This window comes from Massilia sp. MP_M2 (genome assembly GCF_039123635.1).
Classification (GTDB): Bacteria; Pseudomonadota; Gammaproteobacteria; order Burkholderiales; family Burkholderiaceae_D; genus Telluria.
This window is the reverse complement of record NZ_JBCHJF010000001.1, coordinates 272427-288830: the sequence shown is the minus strand read 5'-3', so window position 1 is coordinate 288830 and position 16404 is coordinate 272427. Positions and strand designations below refer to the sequence as shown.

Annotated in this window: 16 protein-coding genes; 13 read left to right on the top strand and 3 right to left on the bottom strand. The window is 61.1% G+C overall.

Going from position 1 to position 16404, the window contains the following annotated elements; translation table 11 throughout:
• The first annotated feature begins 3 nt into the window (after positions 1-3).
• Positions 4-1794: an acyl-CoA dehydrogenase gene (locus tag RCH14_RS01325; RefSeq protein ID WP_343025019.1), complete on the top strand. Its 1791-nt coding sequence runs from the start codon at positions 4-6 to the stop codon at positions 1792-1794.
• A 134-nt stretch (positions 1795-1928) separates the two neighbouring features.
• Here RCH14_RS01325 and RCH14_RS01320 read toward each other — a convergent pair whose 3' ends face one another.
• Entirely contained in the window at positions 1929-2342 is a 414-nt protein-coding gene (locus RCH14_RS01320; protein WP_343024362.1) for an NINE protein, read from the bottom strand.
• A gap of 248 nt (positions 2343-2590) precedes the next feature.
• Here RCH14_RS01320 and rpsP point away from each other — a divergent pair, with 248 nt between their 5' ends.
• The 9 genes from rpsP to RCH14_RS01275 all read left to right on the top strand — a co-directional run bounded on the left by rpsP (position 2591) and on the right by RCH14_RS01275 (position 10909).
• On the top strand, positions 2591-2839 hold the full coding sequence (gene rpsP, locus RCH14_RS01315) for a 30S ribosomal protein S16 (RefSeq protein WP_183549939.1): 249 nt from the start codon (positions 2591-2593) through the stop codon (positions 2837-2839).
• A gap of 55 nt (positions 2840-2894) precedes the next feature.
• Entirely contained in the window at positions 2895-3431 is a 537-nt protein-coding gene (rimM, locus tag RCH14_RS01310) for a ribosome maturation factor RimM (RefSeq protein WP_343024361.1), read from the top strand.
• A gap of 26 nt (positions 3432-3457) precedes the next feature.
• Positions 3458-4219 (top strand): tRNA (guanosine(37)-N1)-methyltransferase TrmD, encoded by a 762-nt coding sequence (gene trmD, locus RCH14_RS01305; RefSeq protein ID WP_343024360.1) that lies wholly within the window; start codon positions 3458-3460, stop codon positions 4217-4219.
• A 135-nt stretch (positions 4220-4354) separates the two neighbouring features.
• A complete protein-coding gene (gene rplS, locus RCH14_RS01300; RefSeq protein WP_183553473.1) occupies positions 4355-4747 on the top strand; it encodes a 50S ribosomal protein L19 in 393 nt (130 codons plus the stop codon).
• A gap of 91 nt (positions 4748-4838) precedes the next feature.
• The gene (locus RCH14_RS01295; protein ID WP_343024359.1) at positions 4839-5504 is read left to right on the top strand and encodes a CoA pyrophosphatase; all 666 of its coding nucleotides are present in this window, start codon (positions 4839-4841) and stop codon (positions 5502-5504) included.
• A gap of 91 nt (positions 5505-5595) precedes the next feature.
• On the top strand, positions 5596-6555 hold the full coding sequence (locus RCH14_RS01290) for a CobD/CbiB family protein (protein WP_343024358.1): 960 nt from the start codon (positions 5596-5598) through the stop codon (positions 6553-6555).
• Positions 6556-6638: 83 nt separating this feature from the next.
• Entirely contained in the window at positions 6639-6989 is a 351-nt protein-coding gene (locus RCH14_RS01285) for a DUF3579 domain-containing protein (RefSeq protein WP_343024357.1), read from the top strand.
• Between the two features lie 219 nt (positions 6990-7208).
• Positions 7209-10016 (top strand): pitrilysin family protein, encoded by a 2808-nt coding sequence (locus tag RCH14_RS01280; RefSeq protein ID WP_343024356.1) that lies wholly within the window; start codon positions 7209-7211, stop codon positions 10014-10016.
• Between the two features lie 101 nt (positions 10017-10117).
• Positions 10118-10909, top strand: a complete 792-nt coding sequence (locus RCH14_RS01275) for an SDR family oxidoreductase (RefSeq protein ID WP_343024355.1) — start codon at positions 10118-10120, stop codon at positions 10907-10909.
• 50 nt (positions 10910-10959) lie between these two features.
• On the opposite strand, the gene RCH14_RS01270 is transcribed toward RCH14_RS01275, so the two are convergent.
• On the bottom strand, positions 10960-12033 hold the full coding sequence (locus RCH14_RS01270) for a flavodoxin family protein (protein WP_343024354.1): 1074 nt from the start codon (positions 12031-12033) through the stop codon (positions 10960-10962).
• Between the two features lie 213 nt (positions 12034-12246).
• Here RCH14_RS01270 and RCH14_RS01265 point away from each other — a divergent pair, with 213 nt between their 5' ends.
• The 3 genes from RCH14_RS01265 to RCH14_RS01255 all read left to right on the top strand — a co-directional run bounded on the left by RCH14_RS01265 (position 12247) and on the right by RCH14_RS01255 (position 14860).
• A complete protein-coding gene (locus RCH14_RS01265; RefSeq protein WP_343024353.1) occupies positions 12247-12492 on the top strand; it encodes a glutaredoxin domain-containing protein in 246 nt (81 codons plus the stop codon).
• A 329-nt stretch (positions 12493-12821) separates the two neighbouring features.
• Positions 12822-13805 (top strand): DUF1852 domain-containing protein, encoded by a 984-nt coding sequence (locus tag RCH14_RS01260; protein ID WP_343025018.1) that lies wholly within the window; start codon positions 12822-12824, stop codon positions 13803-13805.
• Between the two features lie 26 nt (positions 13806-13831).
• Complete coding sequence (locus tag RCH14_RS01255; protein WP_343024352.1) at positions 13832-14860, top strand: methionine synthase; 1029 nt, start codon at positions 13832-13834, stop codon at positions 14858-14860.
• Between the two features lie 235 nt (positions 14861-15095).
• Here the strand turns inward: RCH14_RS01255 and RCH14_RS01250 are convergent, their stop codons facing one another.
• Positions 15096-16379: a hypothetical protein gene (locus RCH14_RS01250; protein ID WP_343024351.1), complete on the bottom strand. Its 1284-nt coding sequence runs from the start codon at positions 16377-16379 to the stop codon at positions 15096-15098.
• Between the last annotated feature and the right edge of the window lie 25 nt (positions 16380-16404).

The window sequence follows — 16404 nt, the reverse complement described above, 5'->3', positions numbered from 1 at the left end:
ATGGTGAGCTACAACGCCCCGCTGAAAGACATGCAGTTCGTGCTGACCGAGCTGGCCAACCTGGCCGAGATCAATGCACTGCCCGGCTGTGAAGACGCGACGCCCGACACCGTGGAAGCGGTGCTGGAAGAGAACGCCAAATTCTGCCGTGACGTGATCGCGCCCCTCAACCGTGTCGGCGACAAGGACCCGAGCTACTGGAAGGACGGCACCGTCACCACGACCAAGGGCTTCCGTGAGGCGTTCAAAGCCTATGCCGAGGCCGGCTGGCAGGGCGTGCAGCACCCGCAGGACTTCGGCGGGCAGGGCTTGCCCAAGCTCGTGGCCACACCGTGCATGGAGATGCTGCACGGCGCCAACCTGGCGTTCGCGCTGGTGGCGCTGTTGTCCGACGGCGCCATCGAGGCCTTGCTCACCGCTGGTTCGGACGCGCAAAAGGCGCGCTTCCTCGAGCCTTTGGTGTCGGGCAAGTGGACCGGCACCATGAACCTGACCGAGCCGCAGGCCGGCTCCGACCTGGCTGCAGTGCGCACGCGCGCCGAGCCGCAGGGCGATGGCACCTATAAAGTGTTCGGCACCAAGATCTACATCACGTATGGCGATCACGACATGACCGAGAACATCGTGCACCTGGTGCTGGCCCGCACGCCTGACGCGCCACCGGGCGTGAAGGGGATCTCGCTGTTCATCGTGCCCAAGTTCATGATCAACGACGATGGATCGCTGGGCGAGCGCAACGACGTCGCCTGCGTCTCGATCGAACACAAGCTGGGTATCAAGGCCAGCCCGACCGCCGTGCTGCAGTTCGGCGACAACGGCGGCGCGGTCGGCACGCTGGTCGGCGAAGAAAACCGTGGCCTGGAATACATGTTCATCATGATGAATGCGGCGCGCTTCGGCGTGGGCATCCAGGGCGTCGGCCTGGCCGAGCATGCGTACCAGGGCGCGGTGGCCTTCGCCAAGGACCGCGTCCAGTCGCGCGACGTGGCTGGCTCGAGTGGTCCTGTAGCGATCATTCACCACCCGGACGTGCGCCGCATGCTGATGTCGATGCGTTCCCAGACGGAAGCTGCGCGCGCGCTGGCCTATGTCGGCGCGGCGTACTCCGACCTGGCCCATCACCATCCGGATGAAGCGACGCGCACGGCCAACCTGGCCGTCTATGAATATCTGGTCCCGGTGATCAAGGGCTGGGCGACCGAAATGAGCGAGCAGGTCGCGCGCGATGGCGTGCAGGTGTATGGCGGCATGGGCTTCATCGAAGAAACCGGCGCAGCGCAGCACTACCGCGATGCCAAGATTCTCACCATCTACGAAGGCACGACCGCGATCCAGGCCAATGACCTGGTCGGGCGCAAGACCGTGCGCGATGGCGGCGCGGTGGCCAAGGCGCTGATCGCCCAGATCCGCGCTGTCGAGCACCAGTTGCGTGACGGCCAGAACGCCGATTTCGCCGCGATCGCGCAGCGCCTGCAAGAGGGTAGCGCGGCGCTGGAGCAAGTGGTCGAGTATGTGGTCGCCAACATCAAGTCGGATGTGCGCGCGGTGTTTGCCGGCAGCGTCACGTATTTGAAGCTGGCCGGTATCGTGCTGGGCGGCTGGCAGATGGCGCGTGCGGCGCTGGCGGCGCAGAAGTGCCTGGATGCAGGCGAGGGCGATGCGGGCTTCTACCGCGCCAAGATCGGCACGGCGCGCTTCTTTGCCGATCACATCCTGTCCCAGGCGCCGGGGCTGCGCACGTCGATCGTCGACGGCGCGGCGGGCGTGCTGGCGCTGGAGATCGAGCAGTTCTGAGCAGGCATGCAGGCCGGCACGTGCCCTTGGTGGTGCCGGTCAGGTCGTGGCGTCGCAAGGTTCGTTGAACGCGTGGACGGCTGTGCCGTCCACGCGTTCAACAACCCGTTGCACCCCACGCCACCCGCGTTAAATCACCCGTACGCGCCACCCGTGTACATCACATCCGACAACCTGGCGATCGTTCCGATCAGCACCGTCGTCGCCACCAGCATCGTCACCACCAGCAGCAACACCAGTACCCAGTTCGAGCGTGACTGGCGAGCGCTGTGCGCATTGTATTTGGCATCCCACTGTTCATCGGACGTCAGCCCGATCACCAACGCCTCGACAAAGCCGGCGATGAACGAGACCAGCAGCGGCAGCACCACATAAAACGGATGCGGCTTGACCGACCCGTACAGGATCCCCATGACCGGCAGGCAGCACAGGTGCAGCAGCCCGATCCGGTCCGCGCCCGGTTTCAGGTAAAAACGGTGAATGCCGAAGCCGCCCAGCAGCAGGGCGAGCAGGGTAGCAACAGTCTTGTTCTTGTGCGCATCAGCCATGGATGTTGTCAATCGTTCAGGAAAGCCAAAGTATCGTCCAGATTGGCGCGAATGGCACGCTTTCGGCGACCGAGAGCGTATTCCAGGCCAATCGGGCAGATGGCTGGTAGCGGTATGGCGCGAAATCGGTGATAATGGTTGATTCTCCTGGGACTGCGCGCCCTGTATCTTTAACGCTTGCTGCTGTTCGGTGTCGCGCGCTATAATCGTCGACTTTCTCCGTCCAGAACAACTTTTTCGGAAATATTATGGTCGTTATTCGTTTGGCTCGTGGTGGCGCAAAAAAGCGTCCGTTCTTCAACATCGTTGCAACTGATTCGCGCAATCGTCGCGATGGTCGTTTCATCGAGCGTATTGGTTTCTACAACCCAATGGCATCGGGCGCTGAAGTCAGCCTGCGTATCGCTGCTGACCGTCTGTCGCACTGGCAAGGCGTTGGCGCACAACTGTCGCCAACCGTCGCTCGCCTGGTCGCCCAGCAAAAGCCAGCTGCTTAATTTTTACTAAGCAAGGTACGCAGGTTTGAACGATTCAGCAGCGAGCAACGCAGGGATGGGGACTTCGGTTCCCACCGATCTGGCCGAAGTGGGGTATGTGTCCGGTGCTTATGGCATCGTTGGTGGCATTCGTGTCACGCCGCACTCCGCTGATGCCGGTGCGCTGCTGAGCGTAAAAACCTGGTGGGTCAGCAAGCCGACTCTGCACGCCGTTACGGTGCGCAGCGCAAAACTGCATGGCGGCGATGTCGTCGTCACGCTGGTCGGCCTGCAGGGCCGCGATGCTGCCGAAGCGCTCAAGGGCGCCACGGTACAGATCGCACGCAGCGCGTTTCCCGCGCTCGAAGAAGATGAGTATTACTGGTCCGATCTGATCGGGCTTGACGTGGTCAACCTGCAGGGCGAAGCCCTGGGCAAGGTGGCCGACATGATGAGCAATGGCGCGCAATCGATTTTGCGCATCGTGCCGGTTGCCGATCCGTCTTCTGACGTGCCGGCCCCGGAGCGCCTCGTGCCGTTCGTCGACCAATTCGTCAAGACTGTCAGCCTCGACCAAAAACTGATTACCCTGGACTGGGGTCTCGATTTTTGAACCCGTCCACGTGGGCTTGAGATCCGATGCAATTTGACGTCGTGAGCTTGTTCCCGGAAATGTTTGCCGCTTTGACGCAGTCCGGGGTCACCCGCCGTGCGTTCGAGCAGCAACGCTGGGGCTTGCATCTCTGGAATCCACGCGATTTCACGCAAGACCGTCACCGCACCGTCGATGACCGCCCGTATGGCGGTGGTCCCGGCATGGTGATGATGGCACGGCCGCTCGAAGCGACCATCAATGCCGCGAAGGCGCGTCAGCTAGACCTCGGTTTGCCCAGCCCGCGCGTGGTGTTCATGTCGCCGCAAGGCAAGCCATTGACCCACGCCCGCGCGAGCGTACTGAAGGACGAGCCCGGTCTCGTCATCCTGTGCGGTCGCTACGAAGCGGTGGACCAGCGCCTGCTCGATCGCTGCGTCGATGAGGAAATTTCTCTCGGCGACTTCGTGCTGTCGGGCGGTGAATTGCCGGCGATGGCCCTGATGGACGCCGTGGTACGCCTGATTCCCGGCGTGCTCGGCGACGATGCGTCGGCCGTCGAAGACAGTTTCGTCAACGGCTTGCTCGACTCGCCGCACTATACGCGGCCTGACGTGTACGAAGACATGCCGGTGCCACCTGTCCTGATGGGTGGTAACCACGCCGAGATCGTCAAGTGGCGCCGCCAGCGCATGCTGGAAGCGACCGCGGCGAAGCGGCCGGATCTGCTGGACGTGGCGCGCGCTGCCGGCCAGCTGACCAAGAAGGACGAACAGTTTCTGGCAGGGTTGGTCAAACCTGCCGAATAAGCAACATGCGTCGCAAGACGCGTGAAGAATATGCGTTGCAAGACGCATGCAAAAGCGGGCACGTTGCCCGTTGTTCAACCCCATCCTCTACTGGGCGAAGGTAGCGCCGGCAAGATGGTTTATGGAGTCATAAAAATGAATCTGATTCAACAACTCGAGCAAGAAGAAATTGCGCGCCTCGGCCGCAAGATCCCTGATTTCGCACCTGGCGATACCGTTATCGTCAGCGTCAACGTCGTCGAAGGCACCCGCAAGCGCGCCCAGGCATACGAAGGCGTCGTGATTTCGCGTCGTAACCGTGGCCTGAACTCGAACTTCATCGTTCGCAAGATCTCGTCCGGCGAAGGCGTCGAGCGTACGTTCCAACTCTACTCGCCGCTGATCGCTTCGATCGAAGTCAAGCGTCGTGGCGATGTGCGTCGTGCGAAGCTGTACTACCTGCGTGAGCGTTCGGGCAAATCGGCGCGTATCAAAGAAAAACTGCCACAGCGTCGCGTCAAAGCAGCGCCAGCAGCTGCAGCTGAGTAATAGCCATCGTGCGCAAGCACCTTTGCTAATAAAAAGGCATCCGCAAGGATGCCTTTTTTACTATCCGCAGCGATATTGAAAGAACGTCATTTTGGCCAAGCTCGTGTTCGACCCCACCCAGTTGCCCGTGATTAGTCTGGCCGGCGAGGCCGCAGTGGCGCCGGCTCGCCTGCATCCGGCTGCGCTGCGCCAGCGCTTCGCGCAAACCCTGGCATGGGAGCCGGAAATCTCGACCGAGGCCGACAGCCGCCTGGCCGCGCCGTTTCGCCGCGCCGCCGTGCTGATTCCGCTGGTCGAGCGCGCCGAGGGCGTGACGGTCCTGCTCACGCGCCGCACCGACCACCTGACGAGCCACGCCGGCCAGGTCAGCTTTCCCGGTGGTCGCTCGGAAGACTACGATTCGTCGCCCATCGAAACCGCGCTGCGCGAGACCGAAGAAGAAATCGGCCTGTCGCGCCACCGTATCGAGATCATCGGCGTGCTGCCCGATTACGCCACCATCAGCGCCTACCGCGTCACGCCGGTCGTGGCGCTGGTCGAACCGCCGTTCACACTGCAGGTCGATCCGGGCGAAGTGGCCGAAGCCTTCGAGGTACCGCTGGCCTGGCTGATGGATGGCCAGCATCACCAGCGGCGTGAATTCCACCTGCCGCAGGGTGGCAGCCGGGCCTTCTACACGATGCCGTACGAGCAGTATTTCGTCTGGGGTGCGACGGCCGCCATGCTGCGCAATTTGTTCCACTTCTTGCGGGCTTAAGAGGCTGTTATTGCCCGAAATTTGATTCTGGCGTACTTCTCCGCTATCGTTACGGTGCAGTCGTGTTGCCATAACAAAAAAGGGTTACTGAATGACATTTTTTTCCATCCTGTGCGCGCTGCTCATCGAGCAACTGAAACCGCTGCGCGCGGACAACCAGGTGTATGGCGCCATCAAGGCGCTGGCGATTCGCATCGAAACCTGGTTCAACGCTGGCGAGCAGACCAACGGGCGGATGGGATGGTTCCTGATGATGGGCGCGTTGATGCTCCCCACCTGGCTGGTCCACTGGGTGTTCATTCACTACAACCTGATTTTCCTGGCCTTCGTCTGGAATGTCCTGATCATCTACCTGACGATGGGGTTTCGCCACTACAGCCATTTCTTCACCTCGATCCAGTTCGCGCTCAATACCGGCGACGAAGCGCGCGCGCGCGCGCTGCTGGCCGAATGGACACGGCTCGACACGGTCGGCATGGACGCCACCGAGATCACCCGGATCGCTGTCGAGAAAGCGCTGATCACGACGCACCGCAATGTCTTCGGTGTGTTCTTCTGGTTCCTGATGCCGCTGGGCCCGGCTGGCGCCGTGATGTACCGCATCTCGGAATACCTGTCGCGTGCGTGGAACGAGCCTGACCACATGCGCAACGAAGCGTTCGGCGAATTTGCGGCCAAGGCGTTTTACTGGATCGACTGGCTGCCCGTGCGCCTGACGGCGGTGGCGTTTGCCGTGGTGGGCAATTTCGAAGACGCCGTCTATGCGTGGCGCAATTTCGCCAATCGTTGGGTTGACGAAGCGCGCGGCATCATTCTGTCGGCCGGCGGTGGCGCGATGGGTGTGCGTCTTGGCACGCCGAATGAAAATGCCCCACAATTACTGCCGGCGGACGCCGCCATGGTCGACTTGAGCGACAGCGAGACGGACATCCTGCCGGGCGAAGAACCGACGATCCGCGCGCTGCAAAGCACCGTCGGCCTCGTCTGGCGTGCGCTGATTCTGTGGATGATTTTGCTGTTGTTGACCTCCAGTGTGGCCTGGCTGCGCTAGTGCAGAGCAGGGGCGCCGCCCGCTTCCTCGTTCTCAGGTCTTCTATAAGATATAATAGTGGCTTCACTTAGCCCCTCAGGACTATGACCGACTTAGCGCAGACCAAGGACGAGGAACTCTCTGGAGAATTTTTTGTCCTGGGCATCACGAACAACGGCAAGCAATTCCGCCCGAGCGACTGGGCGGAGCGGCTGTGCGGCGTCCTGGCAGCGTATTGTCCCGGCACCGGCGGCCCCAATGCCCACCTGAAGTTTTCTCCTTACGTGTATCCGACGCTGGTCAACGGGATCAAGGCCGTCGTGGTCAACCGCAAGTTGCAGAAGATCGAACCACTGGCATATCACTTCGTGCGCAGCTTTGCCACCGACAACGACATGCAGATCGTCGAAGCGTGCTTCGTGCCGCTTCCCGGCGAGAAACAGCCCGGGGCCTGAACTCTCAGCACCACGCCACTGGCGCCTTGATCACATCAAGGCGCCAGTGTTCGTTTGGGGCGGCCTTCCATGGGCTGCACCCGTTCGCGCCAGGGCTTCAGTACGCATCAGATGCTCTCTGTCAACCCGTCAACCGGAGGGGCATGCTGGGTTTGCCCATCTGCTACTATTTCGGCCGCAGGCGGGACGGTTGGCGTCCTGCCCCAATGATGGGACATCATGGATTCAAAGAACAAGATGCGCGGTATGTCCGCGCATGTCGCTGCGCTGTGCCTGGCGCTGATCACCAGTGCGCCCGCCGGTGCGCAAGCTGTGGCAAGCGCGCCTGCTGCCAGCGCACCCCCTGCCAGCGCTGCCAAAGCAGTGCTCCCCAAGGGCGTGACGCTTGGCCCGGCGGTCGAAGGCATCACCGAATATCGCCTGGCCAATGGCCTGAAGGTGCTGCTGTTCCCGGACGCTTCGCGCCCGACCGTGACGGTCAACATGACCTATATGGTCGGCTCGCGCCACGAAAACTACGGCGAAACGGGCATGGCCCACTTGCTCGAACACTTGCTGTTCAAGGGTTCGACGAACAACCGCGACATCACGAAGCAGTTCTCCGAACGGGGCATGCAGTTCAACGGCACCACGTCGCTCGATCGCACCAATTATTATGAAGTCTTCCAGGCCTCGAAAGGCAATCTGGACTGGGCGTTGCAGATGGAAGCGGACCGCATGGTCAATTCGTTCGTCTCCGCCAAGGACCTTTCGTCCGAAATGACGGTCGTGCGCAACGAATTCGAAAGCGGCGAAAACCAGCCGGGCAACGTGCTGTTCAAGCGCATGCAGAGCATCGCCTACGACTGGCACAGCTACGGCCGCTCGACGATCGGTAACCGCAGCGACATCGAGAACGTGCGGATCAAGAATCTGCAGGACTTCTACCGCACCTACTATCAGCCGGACAACGCCGTGCTGCTGGTGGCCGGCCAGTTCGAGCCGACTGCCACACTGGCGAAGATCCAGCGCCTGTTCGGGGCCATCCCGAAACCGAAGCGCACCTTGCCCGTGTTCTGGACCGAAGAGCCGACCCAGGATGGCGAGCGCAGTTTCACCGTGCGGCGCCAGGGCGACATGCAGTTCGTCGCGGTTGGCTACAAGATCCCGTCCGACCTGCACCCGGACGCTGAAGCGCTGGGCTTTGCCTCGCAGATCATGGGCGACGCGCCCAACGGCCGCCTGCACAAGCTGCTGGTCGAAACGGGCAAGGCCAGCCAGGTGTTCAGTTTTGGCCAGACCGGGTATGCGCCGGGCCTGCAATACTTTGGCGCCGTGGTCAAGCTGGGCGAACCTATCGAGCCTGTGCGCGAGGCACTGGTCCAGGCGGTGGAAGAATTTGCCAGCAAGCCGCCCACGACCGAGGAACTCGAGCGCGTGCGCCGTTCGTGGCTCAACACGGTCGAGCGCAGCCTGAACGATCCGCAGGCGGTGGGCGTGGCGCTGTCCGAGCCGGCGTCCCTCGGCGACTGGCGCATGTTTTTCGTCAGCCGCGAGCGCGTGCAGAAGATGACGGCCGAACAGGTCGCCGCCAGCGCAGGGCGCTACTACCTGCGCACCAACCGCGTGACCGGCACCTTCATCCCCGAAGAGTCGTCGAAACGCGCCGCGCTGCCGCAAGCGCCGGCCGTGACCGACGTGCTGAAGGACTTCAAGCCGGCCGTGTCGAACCTGGTGGCGGAAAACTTCGACCCGAGCCAGCAGAACATCATGCAGCGCACCACGTTGACGACGGCGGGTGGCGTGAAGCTGGCGCTGCTGCCGAAAAAGAACCGTGGCGAGACCGTTACCGTGGACCTGCGCCAGCATTTCGGCACCGAGCAAACTCTGTTCGGCAAGGGCACGATCCAGGGCCTCACGTCGGCAATGCTGATGCGCGGCACCACGCGCTACACGCGCGCCGAACTGGCCGACGCTTTCGACAAACTCAAGATGACGGGCGGTCCGACGCATTTCCAGACCACGCGCGAACATTTGCCTGAAGCACTGAAACTGGTGGCGCACGTGCTGCGTGAGCCGGCGTTCCCGGAATCGGAATTCGAGCAGCTGCGCCAGCAGATCCTGGTGGGACTGGAGGCAAGCCGCAACGAGCCCAATAGCGCCGCCGCGCGCGCCATGGCGCTGCATTTCAATCGCTATCCGAAAGGCGACGTGCGCCATGCGAACTCGCTCGAAGAAGACGTGGCCGAGGTCAAGGCGGCACGTCTGGCCGACCTGAAAACGTTCCATGCCGACTTCCACGGCGTCCAGCCGGCCGAGATGGCGATCGTGGGCGACTTCGACGCAGCGCAGATCACGCCGCTGGTGGGCACGCTGTTCGGCGCCTGGCGCGCCCCGCAGCCGTTCGCACCGGTGCTGACCGACTACGCCGACGTGGCGCCGCTCGCGCGCATGCTCGATACGCCGGACAAGGAAAACGGGTCGTACACGGCGCGCCTGAACGTCGATCTGAACTTCGAAGACCCGGATTACCCGGCCCTCATGCTGGCCAACTATATCTTCGGCGAAGGTGGCCTGAAGTCGCGCCTGATGGACCGGATCCGCCAGAAGGACGGCCTGTCGTACGGCGGCGGCTCGAACCTGACGGCCGGCACGCTCGACCGCTCCGGCGTGTTCTCGATTGGCGCCATCGCCGCACCGCAGAACCTGGCCAAGCTGGACGCGGCAGTGCGCGCCGAGTTGACGCGCGCGGTCAAGGACGGTTTCACGGCCGAAGAACTGGCCGGCGCCCGTTCGGGGCTGATGCAGCAACGCCTGCAGACGCGCACGAACGACGCCGCGCTGGCAGGCGGCTGGACGTCGTACCTGTACCGCGGCAAGACCTACCTGTGGTCGCTGGAACTGGAACGCAGGCTGAACGCGGTCACTTTGCCCGAGCTGAACGCAGCGTTCCGCAAGGCGATCGATCCGGCAAAACTGTCAGTCGTGATGGCCGGCGACCAATCCAAAGTCGGCGAGCCGGTCAAACCGATAGTCGCTATGCCTTAACTGCAACAGTTATCTGCCTTAAATGCTCTGGGTTGTGACGCCGGGGGAAGCATGCGTTAAAATGTTTCCTTTCGGAATCATCGTATCACCCAGGGAGTATCATGAAGGGCATCAGCAAATTGCCGCCAGCAAACGGCATGTCGTTTTCTGGCAAGGTTGTCCTGGTCACGGGCGCTGCCAGCGGTATTGGTCGCGCCATCGCCTTGGCGTTTGGCCGCGCCGGCGCCTGTGTGGTCGTGGCCGACATCTCGATCGAGGGTGGCCACGCCACGGCGGGGATGATCGTGGAAAATGGCGGCAAGGCGCTGTTCGTGCAATGCAACGTCACGCGCGCGCTCGAGGTCGAGGCGCTGGTGGAAAAGACGATCAATTACTACGGTCGCCTGGACATCGCGGTCAACAATGCCGCCGTGGATGAAGAGCGCGGTCCGCTGGCCGATACCGACGACGAGCTGTTCGACCGCATCATGAACGTCAACGTCAAGGGTGTCTGGCTGTGCATGAAATACCAGCTGCGCCGGATGCTGGCGCAAGGCAGCGGGGCGATCGTGAATATGGCGGGCGTGTCCGGCCTGGTGGGCAATCCGAACCATGCGGTCTATAGTGCCAGCAAGCATGCCGTCGTGGGCCTGACCAAGAGCGCCGCCGCCGAATATGCACGTGATGGCGTGCGCGTCAATGTGCTGTGCCCGGCGGCCGTGAAAACACCGATGCTGGCGCGCGCGATCGAGCGCGAGCCAGGCATCGAGAAAAAGCTCAAGGCAGCCCATCCGATGGGACGCTTTGCCGAAGCAGGCGAAGTCGCGCAAGCTGCTTTGTGGCTGTGCTCCGACATGGCGTCGTACGTGAATGGCCATGAGATGGTCATCGACGGTGGTTATACGGCCGTCTAGGGTCGCTGTCAGCGCTCCGTGCATGCTGACGGCGGCCTGCCACTGCGGGCTTACTTGGGCCGTGGCTGCTTGAGGTTCTGGCTGGCGACGGCGACGCGGCCGGCGCGCACTTCACCCACGGCAATCGCCACCGCGCGTGCCACGTTGCGGGCCTCTTCCTGCACCGCATGGTCGGCGTCGAACGTCTCGTGGCTGTCGGCATACGATTCGTAGTAGCCGATGAAGCGGTTGAGCTGGCCGAAGTTGCCCGAACTGATCAACCCCATCCATTCCAGCCAGTCCGACAGCGAGCGGCGCACGCCCTCGATGCCAGCCACGTCACCATGCACGATGAGGCCGAATGCGCGCCCGGCGAGGTGCTTCGGATATTCCCAGCCATCGCGTTCGATCTGCTTGGCGAGCTCGGCCTTCTTGCCCTGCGTCGAGGAAGGATCGGGATTGCCGCCGTCGGCGCAGACCAGACGGTCGATCATCTGCTTGAGCACCCCTGGCGTCTGGTACCAATAGACCGGCGTGATGATGATGACGCCATGCGCCAGCACCCAGCGTTCGTAGATCTCGTTCATCCAGTCATTGACCTGGCGCTCGGCGTGGTTCGGGTAGCAGCTGCATGGCCAGTGGCACAGCGGCATGGCGGTCGACACACAACCCTTGCATGGGTGAATGTGGCGGTCGTAATCTGAATTGATCAGGCTCAGATCGAGGATGTCGGCCTCGATGCCATCGGCCTCGATGACGGTGCGCGCCATCTCGGCCATGCGCCAGCTTTTCGAGACTTCGCCGGGGCAGGTGCCATCGTTGCGGGCCGAGGCGTTGATGATCAGGATGCGACTTTTGGTGTCGGGATTCTTCTGGTGCTTCTCGGCCTCGAGCAGGCGGTCGCGCGCGGCTTTCCAGTCGATCGACAGATCATAGTCGGGATCGGCAAAGCCCGGCCCGGCCTTGACCGTACGCGGGGCCTTGCGGCCGTCCTGGTAAGCGTCCCAGGCGACCGCCTCGATAGCGGCCAGCTCATGTTCGAGCGCGTCGTAGCCGGGGTCCTGGAAGGTGCGGCGAAACTGCAGGTGGAATTCGTTGCGCCCCAGCTTGGCGGGCGCCTGGCCCTTGCGTACCGTTGTCATCATCTCTCCCATGTGAATGGGATGATTATCGCGAGGACTGGTCAAAGACTGTGTTCGCACGCGCACACAGAATGGCGAATCGGTGCACGGGCGGGGCGACCATGGGTGCGTTGACGCACGGCGCGGCCCGTGATGCCTGTTTACTCTGGAGCCACGATGTAATGGCCCGTGGCGTCACCGCCTATCACCCAGAAAGCGTTAAGGAATCATATGTCAATGGAATCGAAACAAGCAGTGCTGCACCGCATGGTCACCCCAGAACATGTCTGTCCGTTCGGCGTCGAGTCGCTGGAATTGTTGAAACAGGCAGGTTACCAGGTCGAGGATCATCAACTGACTACCCGTAGCGAAGTCGATGCCTTCATGCAGGATGAGGGCGTCCAGACGACGCCGCAGACCTATATTGACGGGAAGCGTGTAGGCGGCTACGACGAAATTGTCGATTTGTTAGGCGAGAAGTAAAGAGCACCCGCCTGGCCGGGCAGCGCCGCTTCCCCGCACGCGAAGCGCGAGCAGCAAGAGCAGCAAAAGCAGGGCAGCAAAAGAAGAGCCGCAAAAGCAGGGTCAGGTCTGACAATCAGACACGGACTCAGCAAAAGTTTGGTTGTGAAAGCCCTGGCGAGCCGACCAAGCGCGAGCTCGTGTCCAAATGTCAGACCTGATCCTGGCTACTATGAGCAGATCTCATCGTTTGATGAGTTAACATCACTTTTATTCATTTCACAGCTTCGGCATACTCCATCGGGTTGGGCACATATGTCGTGCTCTCAAACCCGGAGCACCTGGCTATGATGAATGAAGATTTTACGTTTGCGATCAAGACCGTCCGTTTCGATGAACATTACCGTCCGGCGGATGGCACGCGTATCACGACCAATTTCGCGAACCTGGCCAGGGGAGAGAATCGCCAGGACAATCTGCGCAAGGCCTTGCAGATGATGGACGCGCGTTTCAATGCCTTGGCCCATTTGGACAATCCCAAGGGGGATCGTTATTCTCTTGAACTCGATATCGTCTCCGTCGACATGGCGTTGGGGGACGGAGGACGTGGTGATGCGTTCCCGCTGATCGAAATATTAAAAACCAGTATCGTCGATCGCGACACCAACGACCGCATCGACGGCATCGCGGGAAACAACTTTTCCTCGTATGTGCGCGATTATGATTTCAGCGTGCTGCTGTCGGATCACAACAAGGATCGGCAGGAATTTGGCGTCCCGGCTAACTTTGGCGACCTGCACGGAAAGCTGTTCCAGTGCTTCCTCGGCTCGACGGCCTACAAGGAAAATTTTGGCAAGCCCCCCGTGATCTGCCTGAGTATTTCTACCAACAAGACTTACCACCGCGCCGAACATCAGCACCCTGTATTGGGTGTCGAATACCTGCAGGATGAACCTTCGCTGACCGATCAATACTTCAGCAAGATGGGGCTGCGGGTGCGCTACTTCATGCCGCCCGATAGCGTTGCGCCACTGGCATTCTATTTTGTCGGCGATCTGCTGTCCGACTACACCGATCTTGAACTGATCGGCACTGTCAGCACCATGGAGGCTTTCCAGAAGATTTACCGGCCCGAAATCTACAATGCCAATTCTGCGGCGGCCAAATGCTATCAGCCGAAATTGAAACACGAGGATTACTCATTGACGCAGATCGTGTATGACCGGGAAGAGCGTAGCCAGCTCGCCGTCAAGCAGGGGAAATTTGCTGAAGAACACTTTATCAAGCCATACCAGCCGATTCTTGAGCGATGGGCAGCCAGCTACACCCTCTAATAATCAAACACGAAAAGCGATCTGATATGAAAAAATTACTGCCCACTTCAACTGCCGGCAGTCTGCCGAAACCTTCTTGGCTCGCACAACCAGAGACGCTTTGGTCGCCCTGGAAACTGCAAAACGAAGAATTGGTCGAGGGTAAACAGGATGCATTGCGCCTGTCCCTCGAAGACCAGCAACAGGCAGGCATCGATATCGTCAGCGATGGCGAACAGACGCGCCAGCATTTCGTCACGACATTTATCGAACACCTGAATGGTGTCGACTTCGAGAAACGCGAGACCGTCAGGATCCGGAATCGTTACGACGCCAGTGTGCCAACCGTGGTTGGCGCCGTGAGCCGCCCGAAGCCGGTGTTTGTCGATGATGCCAAATTTCTGCGCCAGCAAACCAAGAAGCCGATCAAATGGGCCCTGCCTGGCCCCATGACCATGATCGACACGCTCTACGATAGCCACTATAAAAGCCGTGAAAAGCTGGCTTGGGAATTTGCGAAAATCCTGAACCAGGAAGCGCGCGAACTGGAAGCCGCCGGCGTCGACATCATCCAGTTCGACGAGCCGGCGTTCAATGTGTTTTTCGATGAAGTCAATGACTGGGGCATCGCTACGTTGGAACGGGCCATCGAAGGCCTCAAGTGTGAAACCGCCGTCCATATTTGCTACGGCTACGGCATCAAGGCCAATACTGACTGGAAGAAGACATTGGGGGCGGAGTGGAGACAATACGAATCCATCTTCCCTCAGCTGCAAAAATCGAATATCGACATCGTCTCGCTGGAATGCCATAACTCGCATGTTCCAATGGATTTACTGGAACTTATCCGCGGCAAGAAAGTGATGGTCGGCGCGATTGACGTGGCAAGCAATATGATCGAAACGCCGGCGGAAGTTGCCAACACCCTGCGCAGGGCGCTTCAGTTCGTCGATGCCGACAAGCTGTGCCCTTGCACCAACTGCGGGATGGCACCTTTGCCACGTCACATCGCACGAGCCAAGCTGGCTGCATTGAACGCAGGCGCAGACATTATTCGGCGCGAACTGTCAGCCTGATTATGTAACGCGCCAGCTTGATGTTCCAGAGTCGGACGCGTGAACTGAACTAGCAGGGTCAGGTCTGACATTCAGACACGAGCTCAACAAAAAGTCTGTTTATGAAAGCCCCCGCGAAGGGTTTGCGGAAGAGCCCGTGTCCAAATGTCAGACCTGACCCCGGCTTTTGACATGAAAAAAGCGGGCCGGGCGCAGGGCCTGGCCCGCTTTCACGGGGACATCGACAACAGCTGGCTTACTTCTGCTGTTGCAGCAGCACCAGCCAGTACTTGGCCAGGTCGCCTGCACCGCCGCCGCCCTTGACGGTCTGGAAGGTCGAGGTCGCTTCGGCTTTCTTGCCAGCGCGAACTTGCGCCATGCCGAGACGCAGCTTGGCTTCTTCAGCGTTCTTCAGGCCGCCCTTGGCAATACCTTGCTGGATGAAGCCGACGCCCTTGTCGCCCTGGTCCATGGTCGCGTATGCCCAACCCAGGTTGACGAGGCCGGCGCCGGTCTTGGCCTTGGCCGCGCCCGCTTCGCCGGCAGCGATGTTCTTGGCATCGTCCGCTGCGCCCTTGTTTGCCTTGTCGCGCAGCGCGTTGTGGGTCTTGGCATTGGCCCCTTTGCCCAGCACGCCGGCAGCGTAACCGGCATCCATGGTTTTCTTTGCTTCGGTCGGGAAACCGTCACGCAGCGACAGCTCGGCCAGATCGACATATTCCTCTGCCGCCATCTGCTTGACGGCAGCCGCTTCCAGGCGATACACGTTGATCATGTTGGTCTGTGCATCGAAGCCCGACTTGCGCGCCACGCCGCGGTTGAGCAGGTCGGTCCAGAAGTCGTCGCTCGGGTAGTGGGCGACCAGCTTTTCCAGCGCGACCAGGTAGCCGGCATCATCCTTGACCTTGTTGGCCGACGAGGCCAAGAGGCGCAGGTCTTCTTCGCTTGGCTTCTGGCCGGCTTTTTCGGTCGCCTCGATGGCTGGAATCAGCGCCGTCTTGGCACTGGCGTAATCGCCGCCCAGGTAGTAGGCGCGGGTCAGTGGCGCGGCGACTTTTTCAGGCGTCGGGCTTTCTTTCTGGTAGCGCTTGAACCACTCGATGGCCTTCGGGTAATCCTTGGCGTTGTAGTGCATGTTCGCCAGGGCCTGGATGAAGTCGGCCTGCTCGTTCGGCGCCAGGCGGCCCGATGCGATGACGGCTTCGAGCGCTGGGATCGAGATCGCGTTGTCGTTCGTTGCCGAGCCCAGCGACAGCTTCATGCGGTTGACGACGTAGTCTTCATACGGCGTGCGGTTCGGGAAGGCTTCGGCCTGCGTCACGCGGCTCTGGATTTCGGCGTAATTCTTTGCATCCATCAGCGGCTTGATCTGCGCCGGGTCGAGCAACTTGAACAGCTCAGGACGGACAGTGTCCTTCGGCGCGGCGGCGGCGGCGGCCGCAGGCTTGTCTTGCGCGTGGACGGCAGGAATCACGGCAGCGGAGCTCAGGCCGACGGCGGCCAGCATCAGGCAGAGGCGGGCGAGACGGAGTTGGGACATTGGTTATCCTTCTATCTAGACAAAA